Origin of the sequence: Streptomyces seoulensis, from assembly GCF_022846655.1 — a bacterium.
GTDB lineage: Bacteria > Actinomycetota > Actinomycetes > Streptomycetales > Streptomycetaceae > Streptomyces.
In genome coordinates this window covers 3,462,162-3,478,396 of the sequence record NZ_AP025667.1, presented here as the reverse complement: position 1 = coordinate 3,478,396, position 16,235 = coordinate 3,462,162, and the positions used below count along the sequence as shown (strand labels likewise).

Genomic DNA, 16,235 nt, shown 5'->3' with positions numbered 1-16,235 from the left:
CGTCAGCGGGACATCAGCGAGACGGTCGAGACTCAGAGTGTCAGCAGGTCAGCGGCTGGCCGGCGGTCGGACGGCCGTCGTTTTTCGCCATACCTCTCGGGGGAACCACCATGAACGCCTCGCGCCGTACCGCACTCTTCTCCGTCGCCGCCTCCGCCGCGCTCGCCCTGTCCCTGACCGCCTGTCAGAGTGGCGAGGGGACCAAGGCCGAGGGGACGGCGGCCGCGCAGACGGCCACCTCCCCGGCGTCCGCGCCGGCGTCCGGCACGGGCGGGAGCAAGGGCACCGCGGTCGGCACCGCGCACAAGTCGGACTCCAGCGGCTCCGGTTCGGCGGCCGCCGGGGGCTCGACCGCCGCGCAGGGCACGGGCGGCGGCTCGGCCGCCACCCCCGTCTGCGCCGCCAAGGACGTGAAGGTCTCCGCCGAGCGGCAGGACGGCCCGCCCTACACCCACATCGTGCTCACCGCCCGGAACACCTCTGGCCACCGTTGCGAGATGGCGGGCTTCCCGCACATCCAGTTCCTGGAGAGCCACAAGCAGGACGTGCCGTCGGTGGCGAAGAGCAAGCCCGCCGCGCCCACGGTGCTGAACCCCGGTGACCCCGCGTACGCCCTGGTCAAGCTCTCCGACGGAGGCGTGGACGAGGACAACGAGGTCGTGACGGCGTTCCAGCTTGTGCTGGAGGGCGACTCCACCGTCATCGCGGTGGACTCCTCCACGGGCGGTGGCATCGCCGTCGACCCCGCCCGTGCGCTCACCGGCTACTGGACCGGCGAACTGCGCAACGGAGCCGACGACTTCTGACCGCTCCCGCCGCCGCCGGGGCCCCGCACACGGGCCCCGGCCGCGCGGCCGCCCCTGCCCCGTGGCCGTGCTCCGTACACGGCCGGGAGAGGAAGATCACCCGGACCGATGCGGTCTTGGCCAGCCAGGGCACACGCGGTACCGTCGGGGCGATATCGACGACGGCGAAACGGAAGCCGGTGGGAAACCGGCACGGTCGCGCCACTGTGTGCGCGGGTCCTCCAAGGGGCCGCGCGAGTCAGACCCGTGGCCGTCGTCCTGTGCACCACCGAGATGGGACGCGAACTCCCAGAGGAGGTCCTGCCATGGCGCAGACCGTCGCCCAGCCGACCGCCGGCAACCCCGCCGTACCCGCCAAGCTGCCGCTCAAGGAGATAGCGCCCTGGGCGGTCTTCTTCGGCGTCCTCATGCTGGTCCTGCTGTACTTCGTCGGCGCCGAGCAGGGTGCCACCTCCGTGTTCAACGGCACGGACGTCCACGAGTGGGTGCACGACGCCCGCCACCTGCTCGGCTTCCCCTGCCACTGACGCGAGGGACGCCGCACACCCATGAACTCCGCAACGGTAAGAAACCTCCTCGTGCGGGGCATGCTCGCCGGCCTCGCCGCCGGAGTGCTCGCCCTGATCGCCGCCTACTTCCTCGGCGAGCCGAACGTGGACAGCGCCATCAGCTTCGAGGGCCACCACTCGCACGGGCACGAGGTGGAGGTCGTCTCCCGCTCGCTGCAGTCCACCGCCGGACTCGCCACCGGTGTCCTCGTCTACGGGGTCGCCTTCGGCGGCATCGCCGCGCTCGCCTACTGCTTCGCGCTCGGCCGCGTCGGCCGCTTCGGCCCCCGCGCGACCGCGCTGCTGCTGTCCGGCGCCGCGCTGCTCGCCGTGTACGTGGTGCCGTTCCTGAAGTACCCGGCCAACCCGCCCTCGGTCGGCGACCCGGACACCATCGGCAAGCGCACCACGCTGTACTTCCTGATGATGCTGCTCAGCGTGCTCCTGGCCGTCGGGGCCACCCTGCTCGGCAAGCGCCTCGCCCCGCGCCTGGGCAACTGGTACGCGACCCTCGTCGCCGTGGCCGCCTTCGCCGTGGCGACCGGGCTGGCCTACGCCTTCCTGCCGGTCGTCAACGAGGTACCGGAACACTTCCCGGCCGCCCTGCTGTGGCGGTTCCGCCTCTCCGCGCTGGCCATCCAGACGGTGCTGTGGGCCGGATTCGGCCTGGTCTTCGGCGAGTTGGCCGAACGGCTGCTGAACCCCCGCCCCGCTGCCGCTCCCACGGGACGGGCGGTCGCCGCCTCCCACTGAGCAGGCGTGAGGACGAGACGAAGGGCCCCCGGAGACTTCCGGGGGCCCTTTCTCACTCCCGGTCCGCGCCGAGTCTCACTTTCCGTCCGCGCCGAGCGGGCGCCCCAGCCGCAGGTTCCAGCGTCCGGCCCGCCCGGACAGCTCGGTCGCGGTGAGCGGGGGCACGTCCAGCCGCCAGAACGCCTCGCCCGGCAGCCCCAGCGCGTGCACCACGGCCGCCCGCACCACCTCGGGTTCCACCACGGCGACCGTACGGCCCTCAGGAGCCGACGTGAGCCAGCGCCCCACCCGCGCGCACACCTCGCGCACCGACTCCCCGCCCGGCGCCGCGCAGTCCGGGTCGGCCAGCCACCGGGCCACCGCCTCCGCCTCCGTCGCGCCGACCTCCGCCAGCGCACGCCCGCGCCACCGCCCGGCGTCCAGCGGCGCCAGCTCCGCCGCCACCACGCCCCGGAGCCCGAGGGCCTCCGCCGTCTCCCGGCACCGCACACCGGGCGACACCACGACCCGCGCCGCCTCCGGCAACGCACCGGCCGCCGCCCGCGCCCGGGCGGCGCCCACCTCGTCGAGGGAACCGGTGCCGTCGTAGAACCGCGCCTCCCGCAGCGCTGCCCCGATCGCGGGCGAGACGAGCACCAGCCGACTGGTCACGCGAGGAACCTCCTGATCACAAGCACGCGGCCCCGTCCGTCCCGGCCCACAGGCGGAACCGGGACGAACAGGCAGGGGAACTACAGCAGTTCACTCCGCACCGTACGGGCCGCCGCGACCAGGTTCTCCAGCGAGGCCCGTGTCTCCGGCCATGCGCGGGTCTTCAGACCGCAGTCCGGGTTCACCCACAGCCGCTCGGCGGGGATCGCCCTCAGCCCCGTACGCAGCAGCTCGGCCGCCTCCTCGGCGCTCGGCACGCGCGGGGAGTGGATGTCGTACACACCCGGACCCGCCTCGCGGGGGTAGCCGTGCGCGGCCAGTTCGCGGGCCACCTGCATGTGCGAGCGGGCCGCCTCCAGGCTGATGACGTCGGCGTCCAGGTCGTCGATGGCCCGCACGATGTCACCGAACTCGGCGTAACACATGTGCGTGTGGACCTGGGTGGCCGGCCGGACCCCGGCGGTGGTGAGCCGGAACGCCTCCGTCGCCCAGGCGAGGTAGGCGGCCCGGTCGGCGGCGCGCAGCGGCAGCGTCTCGCGCAGTGCGGGCTCGTCGACCTGGATCACCGAAGTGCCCGCCCGCTCCAGGTCGTCCACCTCGTCGCGCAGGGCGAGCGCCATCTGCCGGGCGGTGTCGCCGAGCGGCTGGTCGTCACGGACGAACGACCAGGCGAGCATGGTCACCGGGCCGGTCAGCATGCCCTTGACCGGGCGGTCGGAGAGGGACTGGGCGTACGTCGTCCAGCGCACCGTCATCGGCCCGGGGCGGGAGATGTCGCCGGCCAGGATCGGCGGGCGGACGTAGCGGGTGCCGTAGGACTGGACCCAGCCGTGCCGGGTGGCGAGGTAGCCGGTGAGCTGCTCGGCGAAGTACTGCACCATGTCGTTGCGTTCGGGCTCGCCGTGCACCAGGACGTCCAGGCCGGTCTTCTCCTGGAAGGAGATCACCTCCTGGATCTCCGCCTTGATGCGCTCCTCGTACCCGGCGGTGTCGATCCGGCCCGCGCGCAGGTCGGCGCGGGCGGTGCGCAGTTCGCCGGTCTGCGGGAAGGAGCCGATCGTGGTCGTCGGCAGCAGCGGCAGACCGAGGTGGGCACGCTGGGCGGCGGCCCGCTCGGCGTACGGCTCGCAGCGCCGGGCGTCCGCCCCGGTGACGGCGGCGGCGCGCGCCCGGACCCGCGGGTCGCGGGTGATGGGGGAGCCGGCGCGCGAGGCCAGGTCGGCCCGGTTGGCGGCGAGTTCGGCGCTGATCGCGTCCGTGCCGCGGGCCAGGCCCCTGGCCAGCGTGACGATCTCGGCGGTCTTCTGCCGGGCGAACGCCAGCCAGCGCAGGATCTGCGGCTCGATGTCCCGCTCGGCGGCGGCGTCCAGCGGGACGTGCAGCAGGGAGCAGGAGGCGGCGACGTCGACCCGGTCGGCCAGCCCCAGCAGGGTGCCGAGCGTGCCGAGGGACTTCGAGAGGTCGTTCACCCAGATGTTGCGGCCGTCGACGACCCCGGCCACCAGCCGCTTGCCGGGCAGCCCGCCCACGGCGGCGAGCGCGTCCAGGTCGGCCGCCGCGGCCTCGGTGAAGTCCAGCGCCAGCCCCTCCACCGGCGCCTTCGCCAGCACCGGCAGCGCCTCGCCCAGCCGGTCGAAGTAGGAGGCGACCAGCAGCTTCGGCCGGTCGGTGAGCGCGCCCAGCTCACGGTAGGCGCGCCCGGCCGCGTTCAGCTCGGCCGGGGTCCGGTCCTGCACCAGCGCGGGCTCGTCCACCTGCACCCACTCGGCCCCGGCCGCGCGCAGATCCGCCAGCACCTCGGCGTACACCGGGAGCAGCCGGTCCAGCAGGGTCAGCGGATCGAAGCCGGCGGGGACGCCGGGTGCGGGCTTGGCCAGCAGCAGGTAGGTGACCGGGCCGACCAGCACCGGCCGGGCGGCCAGGCCCAGCGCGAGGGCCTCCTTCAGCTCCGCGACCTGCTTGGCGGAGTCGGCGGAGAACACCGTGTCCGGACCCAACTCCGGTACCAGATAGTGGTAGTTGGTGTCGAACCACTTGGTCATCTCCAGCGGCGGCACGTCCTGCGTGCCGCGCGCCATGGCGAAGTACCCCTCCAGCGGGCCGGCGGCGACGGCCGCCCGGTGCCGGGCAGGGATCGCGCCGACCATGACGGTGGTGTCCAGCACGTGGTCGTAGTACGAGAAGTCCCCGGTCGGGACCTCGTCGATGCCTGCTTCGGCCAGCGCCTGCCAGTTGGCGCGGCGGATGCCTGCGGCGGTGGCCCGGAGGGCGCCGGCGTCGACACGGCCCTTCCAGTAGCCCTCGACGGCCTTCTTCAGCTCCCGGTCCTGGCCCTGACGCGGGTAGCCGTACACGGTGGACCGTGCTGCCGCGGCTGCGGACTTCGGTGTCACGGAGATCTCCTTCACGAGACGGATCCCTGAGATCCCGGCGACGGGACGAGCACGTGAAGGGGTGACGACCGGACGGCGCCGGCCCGCACGGTGTGCGCGGTGGACCGTCCGTGTGTACGCCGACCCGCCCTCGAGGTCACCGGGATGTCCGTACGCGAGTGGGTCGCGCACGGGCAGATGGCAGGTCTTCGGACTCGCGGGCACGTCCTCGCGGAGGACACCTAGTGGCCGTCGCTTCCCAGGTCCGTGCGTCGGACCCAGTGCGTATGACGGCGGTCGTTCCCGCTCACCGCTGCGGGGCAGTCCCGGATTCCCACCGGGTTCCCTCTTACGACACCCCGCCTGGCGGACGGGGCGAACCAGCTACAGGGGTCACCCTACGGGCCGTGACCCCCGGCCGCCGGTACCGTCCGTCATCCGGATGGTGATCCGGGCCACGCGGACCGTGGTCACCCCGCCGCCGGGCCGAGTTGGGCCAGTGCCGCCGTCACCATGGCGGCCGTGCCCGTGTCCAGGGTGAGGCGGACGCTGGGCAGATAGCGGGGGGAGTGGTTGTGGGGGAGAGTGCGGAACTTCTCGGCGGGCCCGGTACCGGGGGCCGCCGCCCACTGGGTGGGACCGACCGAGCCGAGCATCCAGTAGGCGCCCCGGATGCCGGGGCGGCCGTGCAGATGGCCGCCCGCGCCGGTGAGCAGCGGGAAGTCCTCGGTCGCCGAAGAGGCGGGCCAGCCGGTGACGCGGGCGGCGCCGAAGGCCGTCTGGTGGGCGGCGCGGACGGCGGCCGTGACGCCGGGGTCGGGCCGGGTGACGCCGGAGCGGTTCAGCTCGCGGACCGTGACCCGCGGCGGCAGCGCGGCCGCGGCGGCCTCCGCGCGCACCACCCGCTCCACCGCCGCGGTGCCCCGGACGAGCGCCGCCTCCGAGAGGGCGCGGACGGTGACCCGCAGTTCGGCACGGGTGGCTATCACGTTCCCGGTGCGCCCGTAGTCCCCGGCCCGCAGCGAGGACGCGGTGACCACCAGGCGTTCGGCCGGGTCCGTCTCGCGGGCTGCGACGGCGGGCAGCCGGGTCACCGCGCCGGCCGCCGCGAGCAGCGGATCGGCCGTCAGATGCGGGGTGGCCGCGTGTCCGCCGTCCCCCTCGAAGACCACTTCGAGCGTCACGCTGCCCGCCATCAGCGGCCCGTCCGCGTGCGCCACCATCCCGGCCGGGAACGCGGCGGTGTGCTGGGCGAGGACCACGTCCGGCGCGGTGATCCGGTCGTACAGCCCGTCCTCCAGCATGGCGCGAGCACCGCTCAGGGTCTCCTCGGCGGGCTGCCCGACGACCAGGAGCGTGCCCCGCCACCGGTCGCGGTGCTCGGCGAGCCACCGGGCGGCCGCCGCCGCGCAGGCCAGGTGGGCGTCATGGCCGCAGGCGTGCATCACCGGCACCGGCCGCCCGTCCGGGCCCGGCGAGGTCGCCGTGCTGGCGTACGGGACGCCGGTCTCCTCGGCGACCGGCAGCGCGTCCAGCTCGGCGCGCAGCAGCACGGCCGGGCCGTCGCCGTTGGCCAGTTCGGCCGCGACCCCGTGCCCGCCGACACCGCGCAGGACCCGGAAGCCGTCCGCCGTCAGCCGGTCCGCGAACCGGGCGGCGGTGCGCTCCTCGGCGCCGGACAGCTCGGGGTGCCGGTGCAGGTCGAGATACATCTCGGCGGTGGACGCCAGCAGGGCGTCCAGGCCGGGCGGGACACCGCCGCCCACGGTCACGGTCGGACGGGTCTGGTCGCTGCTCACGGCGAGTACTCCATGGGGTCGTAGAACGGGGGTGTCAGTGAAGTGACAGCCATCGGTCAGGGAGTTGGTGTCGGACGCGCGTAGAAAGGGAGGTGTCCGGGGGCTCGCTCCTCCGGCAGGTTCGGCGCACCACCGGACGGGACCCTCCCGGACGGCAGCAGGTCACCTGACCCGGAAGGAGCCATCATGGCTGACAACAACCTCGCCTCCCTCGCCCAGGAGATCCTGGACCTGGAGTCGGAGACCTTCGAGATCACCGACTACTCGGACGCCAGCGAGGTCATGCTCGGCTCGTCGACGAGCTGTTCCTCCACCAGCACCTGCTCCAGCACCACCAGCACCACCTCCTGCACCGCCTGATCCAGGCGTCGCACCCACGGTCCCCGGCCCGCGTCAGCGCGCCGGGGACCGTCGGCGTCGCGCGGACCTCCTTCACGGCCCGCGCGCCGACGAGCTGAACGCCTGCCCCGGTCACGGGAACGGATGCGGCACCCGCCGCAACTCCTCCTCCTTCAGCGGCGCCGGGACCAGACCGGCCCGGTGCGGCGCGGTGCGCAGCCTCGGCATGGTGAGCGCCCGCTGCCGCGGCCAGCCGAAGTCGATCGGCAGCAGCCCCGGAGCCAGCGTGGCCACCGTGCGCAGCCCCATCCGCCGCTGCTCGGGCGTGGTCTGGTCGACGGCGATCACCTCGCAGCCCGCCTCGCCCAAGAGGTCCCGCACCAGCAGCAGATCGTCCCGCAGGTCCCCGGTACGCGGGCGCCGCTCCTCCCAGCCGGCGAACAGCTCGGCCGATGACGCCACGCGCGGCGGCTTCAGATAGCCCGCGGCGTGCACCCGCATCGCGGGCAGCCCGAACAGTGCCGCATGGTCCGGCAGCCGCTTCACCAGGTCGAAGTCCTCGGCCATGGCCGCGAGTTCGGCGGGCCGCTCGGCCACCTGGCCGGGCAGGTGCGGGATGTAGGTGAGGATCTCGGAGACCGCCGACTCCACAGCCGTCTCCGGGTCGAAGGACGCGCCCGCCGCGAAGGCCAGGGAGCCCGGCGCGTCGTCGCGGCGGACCGCGAGTCCGGTGACCACGGGCACCGGGAGGTCCACCCGGTTGTCGAAGACGTGCACGTCGTAACCCTGGAGCGCGGCCCGCGCCACCATCGCCCGCACGCTCGGCGAGCGCACCGAGTCCAGGTTGATCTCCGGCAGCGGCAGATCGCCGTACCAGCCGAGCAGGAAGGCGTCCCGCTCGATGAGTTCGAGCAGCCCGAAGAACACCGCCTCCTCCCAACTGCTGCCGGTGGCGCAGCCGTTGGAGCATTCGAAGACGAAGTTGTCGGCGGCCGTGCCCGCGCTGTAGTAGACGAGCCGGGCCGGTACCAGCACCGGTCGGCCGTCCCGCAGCGACCAGCCGGTCACCCAGGGGATCGGCCGGGCGGGGTCGAAGGGCTCGACCATCGGGTCCTCGGCGTAGGTGCGCGGCCCGTACAGCCCGCACGCACGCGGATCGAGGGCACGGTCGCCCCGCCCCTCCAGCTCATCCAGCGAGGCGGTCACCACCGGTGCGCGGTGGCGGCGATGGGTGCCTGCGTACCGTTCGAGCCCCTCCAGGAAGGCCAGGTCGCGGCTGTCCGCGAAGGAGTTGGCCTGCCCGCTCCAGGTGACGTCGGTGAGCCCGGCGTACCCCCGCATGAAGACGCTGCCCGCGACCGGGGCGGTGGTGGGGGAGGTGACGTCGATCCAGGTGCCGCCACCCAGCACCCCGCACACCGGGTTGGCCAGGGCCTTCACCGGGAGCGGGTGGTCGGCCGCCCGGCGCAGCCGGTACGCGTCGGGGTGCGGTTTGGGCAGCGCGCCCGGCGAGGGCAGCGCGGCCTGTTCCGCCGCGCGCAGTTCCGCCTCCTCGGTGAACGGACGGCAGCGCGGGCACATCGGCTCCGGCAGCAGCGGGAACGTACGCACCCGCAGCGTCTCCAGGTCGACCTCGGTGACCTGGGGCAGCTCGGCGTCCGGGCCCTCGGCGGAGTGCCGGGCGGCGCCGGAGGCGATCAGCCGGTGCAGCGACCACACCGCGTCCACCGCGTGGTCCGGCAGCACCGGCCAGACCCCGGCCGCCGTGGTCTCCGTACCGGTCTCCAGCGCCTCCCGTTCGGTACGGGTCCGCAGCCGCTGGCGCCGCATCGCCAGGCAGGTCCCGCAGGCCGGACCCGCCGCCGGGGCGCCGCCCCACGGACCGAGCAGCACGGCCTGCGCGGTGAGATGCACGGTCGCCGGCTCGGCGGGGAGCCCGGTCTCGCCGAGCACATCGGTGTCGCCGATCCGGGACACGGCGGGCGCGGGGAGCCCGGCCGACGCGGCACGCGCCGCCAGCCGGGCCTGGAGGTCCGCCCGCGCGGCCTCCAGAGCGGTCATCGTCGTCGTCATGTCCTGTTGCTCCAGCGGAAGATCCGGGTGGCGATCACCCCGAAGACCAGGGCGAACACGGCGAGGCCCGCGCAGTCCAGGGCGATGTCGCCCAGGTCCCCGCGGCCGCCCATGGCGTCGGTGAGGCCGTCGTTGAGGTAGTGCAGCGGCAGTACCTTGGCGGCGGTGCGCAGCCAGCCCGGCATCAGGTCGTCCGGGAAGAACGAGCCGGACAGGAACGCCATCGGCACCATCACCAGGTTGGCGATGGCCGCGACCGCCTCAGGGGTGTCGGCGAGACTGCCGACGATCAGGCCCATGGCGAGGAACGCGGTCACCCCCAGCACCAGCAGCGGCAGCGCGGCCCACCAGGGGCCCATCAGCCGCAGCCCGAAGAACGGCAGCAGGGCGACCGCGGTGAACAGCGCGGTCTGCGCGAGAGCCACCCCCATGGCCACCGTCCAGCGGGAGGCGAGCAGGGTGCGCAGCGGGGTCGGGGTGCGCCAGATCAGCCGGAGCAGGTCGTCCCGGCGCCACTGCATCAGGGCGAAGCCCACCGAGAAGACGGCCGCGTTGCCCACGCCCCAGGACAGCACGCCCGGCGCGATGTAGTTGATGGAGGCCAGCCCCCCGTCGACCTTGTCGCCCTGGAAGATCAGGCCGAACAGCACGAGGAAGGCGAGCGGGAAGGCGAAGGTGAAGAAGAGGGTCGTCTTGTCGCGCACGCTCGCGACATAGGTGGCCCGGGTCAGTGCGGCGTAGGCGCTCAACGGTGGTGCTCCGATCCGGTGCCGGTCAGCGAGAGATAGGCGTCTTCGAGGGTGGGGGTGCGCACGGAGACCGAGTCGATGTCCACGAGGTCGCCGAGCGCCGGCAGCACCCGGTTGGGCACCGTCGTCTCGATGACCAGGTCGGCGCCCTGCACGGTGGCCCGGTCCACGCCCGTGAGCGCCAGCGCGGCGCCGGGGGAGACCTTGTCGGCGGGCACCAGCAGCCGGGTCGGCGCGGCGAGCGCGCGGATCAGGTTGCGGGGCGAGTCGAGCGCGACGACCCGGCCGCCGGCGATGATCGCCACCCGGTCGCACAGCGCCTCGGCCTCGTCCAGGTAGTGGGTGGTGCAGATGATCGTGCGCCCCTCCGAACGCAACGACCGCAGCAGCTCCCAGAGTTCACGCCTCGCCTCCGGGTCGAGCGCGGCAGTCGGCTCGTCCAGGAAGATCAGCTCCGGCTCGTTGAGCAGCGCGGTGGCGACGGCGAGGCGCTGCCGCTGGCCGCCCGAGAGATGGTCGACGCGCGCGTTCTCCTTCTCGGTCAGCCCGACCCGCTCCAGCGCGGTCTTCGCGGCCTGGGGAGCCATGCCGTACAGCGCGGCCACCGTGCGCAGGTGCTCGCCCGCGGTCAGCCGGGCGAAGAACGCCGACGCCTGCGTCTGCACCCCGATCCGGGCCAGCAGCGCGATGTCGCGCGGCCAGGGGCTCTGCCCGAACACCGCGACGCTGCCGGAGTCGGGCTCCCGCATGCCCTCCACGATCTCCACCAGGGTGGTCTTGCCCGCGCCGTTCGGCCCGAGGATGCCGAAGAACTCACCATGGCGCACTTCGAGGGAGACGCCGTCGAGCGCCGTCACCTCCCCGTAGCGCTTGCTGACGCCGTCCAGGGCGACGACGGTCTCGGTGCCGGTGCCGCTCGGGGCGGGCTCCGTCCTGCTGTCGGGTGCGCTCATCTCGCCTTTCCTCAACTGGTGCGCGGCGGCCGGGACCTGCCCGGTGCTCGCGCCCGCCGGGACGGGACGCCCCGGCTCGGACGTGGGGGAGACGGCCGGGGCCGCCTCGGTGGTACGCCGGTCCCGCAGGCGCCGGCCGAGGCCGCCCAGCGCCCACAGCAGCAGGAGGGCGGCGAGCAGCGCGGGCGGCAGCGACCAGGCGAGCACCGCCATGCCGTCCGGCAGCGTCGCCCGCAGCGCCGCACCGCACAGCACCAGCAGCGCCGCGCTCTGCGCCGCGGTCAGCAGCGCGAAACCGCCGTACAGCAGCCTGAGGCGGGCCGGATACGCGGCGATGCCCGGACCCCGCCGGAACAGGGCCCGCACGGCGAGGGCGGCGAAGGTGCGGGCGCCCTCGGACAGGGCGGTGACGCCGAGCGCGTGCATGAGGGCCTTGTAGCCGTCCAGCGGCGGCAGCGGCAGCAGGTTGGCCACGCCGAGGACGGTGCCGAGCAGCAGCAGCGCCCCGAGCGCGGGCCGGGCCTGGGCGTCGGCCGGGAGCAGCGCCCACACCGGGTAGAACGGCACCAGGAACAGCAGGTTGGCGAAGACGCCCGCGCACGCGGTGGCGACCTTGCGGGCCCGGCTGCCGAGGAACTGGACGTCCTCCACCTCGCAGTACAGATAGGTGGCGAAGCAGAACCAGCGCAGTCCGATCTCCGTGACCCGCCCGCCCCAGGCCCGCGCGAACAGCCCGTGCGCCAGCTCGTGCAGAGCGAGCCCGCACCACAGCACGCAGCCGATGGCGAACAGCAGCACCGGCTGCTCGGCGGTCTCCTCCGTCTGCCGCCACAGTGTCCCGGCCTGTGCCACGACGGCGGCGAACACGCCCACCGCCAGCGCGGTCAGCACCGCGAGTACGACGGGCCGCCGCGCGGGCGCGGTGAGCCGGTGCAGCCGGTCCATCAGCGCGGGCGCGTCGGACACCATCCGGGTCCGTCCGGCGAGGATGCCGTTCGGCGGCCGCTCCGGCCCGGCGGGCGGCGCCGCGGACGGTGCGGGGGAGCCCTCCAGCAGGCCCCGGCCGTGCAGCAGCCGCAGCACCTGTCCCCACTGCGCCTCTCCGAGCCGGGCCCCGAACTCGCCCGCGTACTCGCCGCCGATCTCCTCCAGCGTGCGGGTCCCGTCCAGCCGGGTGATCAGGAAGTGCTCCTTGGGGCCCAGTTCCAGCCGCCGTCCGGTGCGCGGGTCCTTCAGCAGATGGATACGGGCCGCACCCCGCACCAGCCGGGGCCCCGCCACCAGATCGGGGCGCACCCGGGGGCGGCTGGCCAGGAACGTCCCGGTGGTCACCCCTCACCCCCGCGCCGCCAGCCCGCCAGCGAGTCGCCCGCGTCGCCCTCGGCACCTCGCGCGCCGCCGTCCCGCAGGGCGCGGGCGAGCACGTACGACAGGAACGCCTCGTCGCGCACGGTCGTGCTCAGCCGGTTGTTGGTCATGTGCAGATACGGCGAGAGCAGCATCGGCAGCGCCTGGGCCGGGTCGGTGGGGCGCAGGTCGCGGGTGCCGTCCCAGGAGCGGAAGGCCAGCTCGCCGTCGCGGATCAGCGCCATCGCCCGGTCGCGCAGCTCGGCGCTGTGCTCGGCCCAGCCGCGCAGGAACGCCGGGAGCCGCCCTGTCTCGCCCGCCGCCACCGCGTCCCGGATGTCCCGGAACCGGCCCGGCAGGCTCGCGCCCATCGCGGTGTACGCGCGGTCGTAGCCGTCGTCGGCGGTGTAGTTGGTGCTGGAGAACGCCCGGTTCCAGAAGGTGTGGTAGCGGTCCAGGAAGGAGAGGAGGGCCTCGTCGTCCCGCAGGAAGGTCCCGGACATCACCATCATGAGCTGGGCGGACAGCCCGAGCAGCACGGTGCGCAGGTGCAGGTTCATCGAGCGGGCGGCCTCGATGACTAGGTCGCTGGAGTGCTGGAAGTGCCACTCCGCCAGCTCGATCCCGGCCGGGCCGCCGTACTTGCCGTACTCGGGCTCGTAGGGGCGGTCCTCGAAGGTGTTGTTGGGGCGCAGCAGCATCCGGCCGTCCGGGCCGAGGTACTCCGAACGTTCCTGGTCGCCGAACTCCAGGGTGAACAGGGTCTCGTAGAGGTCGGCGAAGAAGCCGTCCTTCACCTCGTACAGCGCGGGCCGCTCGCGCAGGAACGTCTCCAGGGCCGCGTGCGCCCGCCGGCGGACGACTTCGGCGTCGGCGGCGCGGGCCGGCTTCAGGCGCAGGCGCAGATGCGGGCCCTCCAGCCAGTAGTTGATGAAGAAGTACCCGTCGAGCAGGCCCTCCTCGGTGAGGGCGTCGACCAGGGGCCGGACGCAGTTCAGGAGCAGCGGGCGGGGGCTGGCCGCGTAGAAGACGTGCACGGCCAGCCACTCGCCGGGCGCCTGACCGGGTACGGCTGAGGCTTCGGTGGGAGCGGTCGTCATGGGGCGGGGTCCTCTTCGGGTCGGGCGGCCGGGACGGGCAGCAGTTCCACGGCGAGTTCGGCGACGTGCCGCCCGCGCGGTGAGGTGACGTGCAGTTCGTCCTCGCCGGGGAGCATCTCCTCGAAGACGGTCCGGGCCCGTCTCCCGGCGAGGAGCCCTTCGAGGGCGGTGAGCGAGAGCGGGCTCTCGAAGTCGACGTACTGCGGCTTGGACCCGCCGAACCAGGCCGCACCCCGACCGTCCTCCGCCTCCTCGTGGACGGTGGCGAAGACACGGGCCGGCAGGCCGTGCCGGACGCGCCAGCGGTGCCAGGCGAGATACCAGTCGGCGTCCCCGGTACCGGGTGCCCGCAGCGGGAGACGGCCGTCGGCGGCGGTCCAGGAGCGCCGCTGGAGCACCAGTGAGCGGTGGCGGACGCGTGGGCGCCGGGTGACGCCGTCCGTCGCGGGGCCGGCGGGCACCCCGCGCCACACGTCCGGCACCGAGCGGGAGGTGGGCGAGAACAGCAGCAGGGTGCGCGGGATCTCGGGCAGCACCATGGGCACCAGATAGCCGAGGTACACCGGGACGACCTCGCGGTCCAGCCGACGGGAGCGCAGCAGCAGCCGGTCCTCGGCCTCGTCGTGCACGGCGTACAGGTCGTCCAGGTGGAGGCGGGCCTCCTCGGGGGCGGTGCTGTTCTCGCCGGGGCAGACGATCTCGTGGTCCGTGAGACGGCCGTGCAGATTGAGGTTGGTGGTCGCGGCCCCGGCCGTGACCTCGGCGAGGACCGCGCCGGGCGGGAGCACCGCACGCAGCCCGTCGCGGAGCGAGTCGGTGAGGCCGGGCCCGTCCGCGCCGTCGAAGCAGTGCGTGAAACGGGTGAAGGGGAAGCACAGGCCGCCGTAGGAGTTGTTGAGCACGGCCAGCGGGCCGTCGGCGCGGCGGGCCAGTTGCAGGAAGTGGCTCTGCGGGCGGAACGCGGGCGCGGCGGCGCCGAGCGCGTCGGTCATCTCGTCCACGGTCGCGTCGTCGAGCACGAACTCCTCTGCACGCTCCGGGAGTTCGGCCCAGTGCGCGCGCATCCGGGCGGTGAGGGCGGCGCGGGCCCGGTCGACGGAGGTGATCTCCGGGACTCCGAGCCAGTTCTCCTCCGGGGCGTGGCTGCCGTCCGCGAGGTAGCCGTCCTTGGCCGCCGTGAACTGGAGGTACTGGCGGAAGATGTCCTCGTGGAAGTCGTGGACCAGCCGCAGCAGGTCCTCGCAGCGGCCACCGCGCCCGTATCGGGCTACGAAGAAGCCCTTGAGGGTGAGCCGTTGGGGCAGCGCCACGTCGAAGGCGGGGAGTACCCGGCCGATCGACCGTAGAGGGTCGGCGACCGACTCGGCCCACTCCGCCAGCGGCGCGCCGGTGGTGCCCGCCGACACGTCCTCGTAGAGCAGCGTCTGCGGCAGTACGGGCCGTTCGGCGCCCAGGTCGGTCTGCAGGGCGGCGAGTTCGGTACGGAGCCCGGCCAGCAGGGCGCGCCGGGTGGGTACGTCCGCGTCCCCGTACCGGGCGACCGCCTCGGCCGGGCCGTCCAGCCGGGCGGCGACGGTGTCGGCCCAGGCCACGCCCAGACCGCGCAGCGCCCGCTGGAAGGCGCGCAGCGGGTCGGTGCCGTGCACGCTGGTGTCCAGCAGGGGGAGCTGGAGCATCCCCAGCTCGCGCAGCGCCGTCAGATAGTGCCCCGCCTCCTCGTCCCCGGCGCCCGTGGTGGCGGCCAGCCAGCGTGCCAGGCCGCCGTGGGTGAGCGTGCCCTCGGTGTCCCGCAGCAGCGTCAGCATCCCGTCGAGGGCGCCCTGCCTGCGCAGGAAGAACAGCCGGTCCTGGGCGGCGTCGAAGCTGACCGGCGCGCTGTCGTCCCCCGCCGTGACCGCCCGCCTGACGTAGCGCACCCGGTCGTCGTCCAGCTTCCAGCCCGAGGCCGGTGCCACCGGCAGGTCGGCGCGGCGGGCGGGGTCGGCCACGATCAGCTCGGCGAGCCGGGTGAGGACGACCACGTTCAGCCTGGGGTGGCTCGTCCAGTCGTCGCCCACTTCCGTCAGGTCGCCGCCGTCCTCGAACTCGCCGAGCGCCACCCCGGTCAGCGTGCTGAACGGGCTGGTCTTGCAGGCGGTCCGGTACAGGTACGACAGCAGCGAACGCTCCATCTTTCGGGCCCGCTTGCCCGGCGTGGGCGCCGGGTCGGCGGCGAACGCGTCGAGCCGTTCCTCCAGCGTGGGCGAGGCCAGCAGCAGGCCCCGGCGGAGCCGGTCGTCCAGCGCCAGCTCGCGCAGCGCGGCACGGGTGCGGGCCAGCGCGCCGCCGAGCACCGTCCCGCCCTCGGCGCGCAGTTCCTCCCAGCGCAGCCGGGCCTCCAGCCAGGCGGTGAGGTCGGCCCCGGTGTCGCCGCCTAGGCCGGAGGCGAGGGTGCGGAAGGCCGGGAGGTCGCCGGGCAGGCGGTTGTTGAAGACCTGGCGGCGCAACGCCAGCAGACGGCGGCGCAGCGCCGCGTCCTCGGTGGCGCCGACGGCCGCCGAGAGCGGATCGCTCAGCCGGGCGCCGAGCGCGCGCAGCCTGTCCTCCTCGGCAGCCGTGCGAGCGGCCCAGTCGGCGGTCTCCGGGGCGCGCAGCACCTCCACGGTCTCGGCCGGGAGCCCGGCCACGCGGAGCATGAAACGGCGGTGCAGGGTCACAGTGGTGTCGGTCTCGGCGGTGGTGGTGGCCGGGCTCATACCGTGCTGC

The 16,235-nt window shown here is 74.2% G+C and carries 12 protein-coding genes and 1 riboswitch; of the genes, 4 read left to right on the top strand and 8 right to left on the bottom strand.

Annotated features, from left to right (window positions below):
• Nucleotides 1–110: 110 nt before the first annotated feature.
• From HEK131_RS16085 to HEK131_RS16075, 3 genes are all read left to right on the top strand, one after another.
• Nucleotides 111–806, top strand: coding sequence for a DUF4232 domain-containing protein (locus HEK131_RS16085; RefSeq protein ID WP_244335829.1), 696 nt, complete (start codon nucleotides 111–113; stop codon nucleotides 804–806).
• Between the two features lie 305 nt (nucleotides 807–1,111).
• A complete protein-coding gene (locus HEK131_RS16080) occupies nucleotides 1,112–1,333 on the top strand; it encodes a CbtB domain-containing protein (RefSeq protein WP_135784528.1) in 222 nt (73 codons plus the stop codon).
• Nucleotides 1,334–1,354: 21 nt separating this feature from the next.
• Entirely contained in the window at nucleotides 1,355–2,107 is a 753-nt protein-coding gene (locus tag HEK131_RS16075) for a CbtA family protein (RefSeq protein WP_244335828.1), read from the top strand.
• A gap of 75 nt (nucleotides 2,108–2,182) precedes the next feature.
• On the opposite strand, the gene HEK131_RS16070 is transcribed toward HEK131_RS16075, so the two are convergent.
• From HEK131_RS16070 to HEK131_RS16060, 3 genes are all read right to left on the bottom strand, one after another.
• Entirely contained in the window at nucleotides 2,183–2,758 is a 576-nt protein-coding gene (locus HEK131_RS16070) for a histidine phosphatase family protein (protein ID WP_244335827.1), read from the bottom strand.
• Nucleotides 2,759–2,838: 80 nt separating this feature from the next.
• A complete protein-coding gene (gene metE / locus HEK131_RS16065; RefSeq protein ID WP_244335826.1) occupies nucleotides 2,839–5,151 on the bottom strand; it encodes a 5-methyltetrahydropteroyltriglutamate--homocysteine S-methyltransferase in 2,313 nt (770 codons plus the stop codon).
• 162 nt (nucleotides 5,152–5,313) lie between these two features.
• A riboswitch (cobalamin riboswitch) is annotated at nucleotides 5,314–5,530 on the bottom strand.
• A 70-nt stretch (nucleotides 5,531–5,600) separates the two neighbouring features.
• The gene (locus HEK131_RS16060; protein ID WP_244335825.1) at nucleotides 5,601–6,929 is read right to left on the bottom strand and encodes an amidohydrolase; all 1,329 of its coding nucleotides are present in this window, start codon (nucleotides 6,927–6,929) and stop codon (nucleotides 5,601–5,603) included.
• 186 nt (nucleotides 6,930–7,115) lie between these two features.
• Between HEK131_RS16060 and HEK131_RS16055 the strand changes: the two genes are divergently transcribed.
• A complete protein-coding gene (locus HEK131_RS16055; protein WP_018548797.1) occupies nucleotides 7,116–7,289 on the top strand; it encodes a thiazolylpeptide-type bacteriocin in 174 nt (57 codons plus the stop codon).
• Nucleotides 7,290–7,400: 111 nt separating this feature from the next.
• Here the strand turns inward: HEK131_RS16055 and HEK131_RS16050 are convergent, their stop codons facing one another.
• Genes HEK131_RS16050 through HEK131_RS16030 form a run of 5 tightly spaced genes read right to left on the bottom strand, consistent with a single transcriptional unit; the run spans nucleotide 7,401 to nucleotide 16,225 of the window.
• Nucleotides 7,401–9,341: a TOMM precursor leader peptide-binding protein gene (locus HEK131_RS16050; protein WP_244335824.1), complete on the bottom strand. Its 1,941-nt coding sequence runs from the start codon at nucleotides 9,339–9,341 to the stop codon at nucleotides 7,401–7,403.
• Nucleotides 9,338–10,090, bottom strand: coding sequence for an ABC transporter permease (locus tag HEK131_RS16045; RefSeq protein WP_161150982.1), 753 nt, complete (start codon nucleotides 10,088–10,090; stop codon nucleotides 9,338–9,340). Before HEK131_RS16045 ends, HEK131_RS16050 begins: the two co-directional genes overlap by 4 nt.
• Nucleotides 10,087–12,375: an ATP-binding cassette domain-containing protein gene (locus tag HEK131_RS30315; protein WP_432215639.1), complete on the bottom strand. Its 2,289-nt coding sequence runs from the start codon at nucleotides 12,373–12,375 to the stop codon at nucleotides 10,087–10,089. The genes HEK131_RS16045 and HEK131_RS30315 overlap by 4 nt, the downstream gene beginning before the upstream one ends.
• Nucleotides 12,372–13,490: a lantibiotic dehydratase C-terminal domain-containing protein gene (locus HEK131_RS16035; protein ID WP_244335823.1), complete on the bottom strand. Its 1,119-nt coding sequence runs from the start codon at nucleotides 13,488–13,490 to the stop codon at nucleotides 12,372–12,374. Before HEK131_RS16035 ends, HEK131_RS30315 begins: the two co-directional genes overlap by 4 nt.
• On the bottom strand, nucleotides 13,487–16,225 hold the full coding sequence (locus HEK131_RS16030; protein WP_244335822.1) for a lantibiotic dehydratase: 2,739 nt from the start codon (nucleotides 16,223–16,225) through the stop codon (nucleotides 13,487–13,489). Before HEK131_RS16030 ends, HEK131_RS16035 begins: the two co-directional genes overlap by 4 nt.
• Nucleotides 16,226–16,235 lie beyond the last annotated feature (10 nt).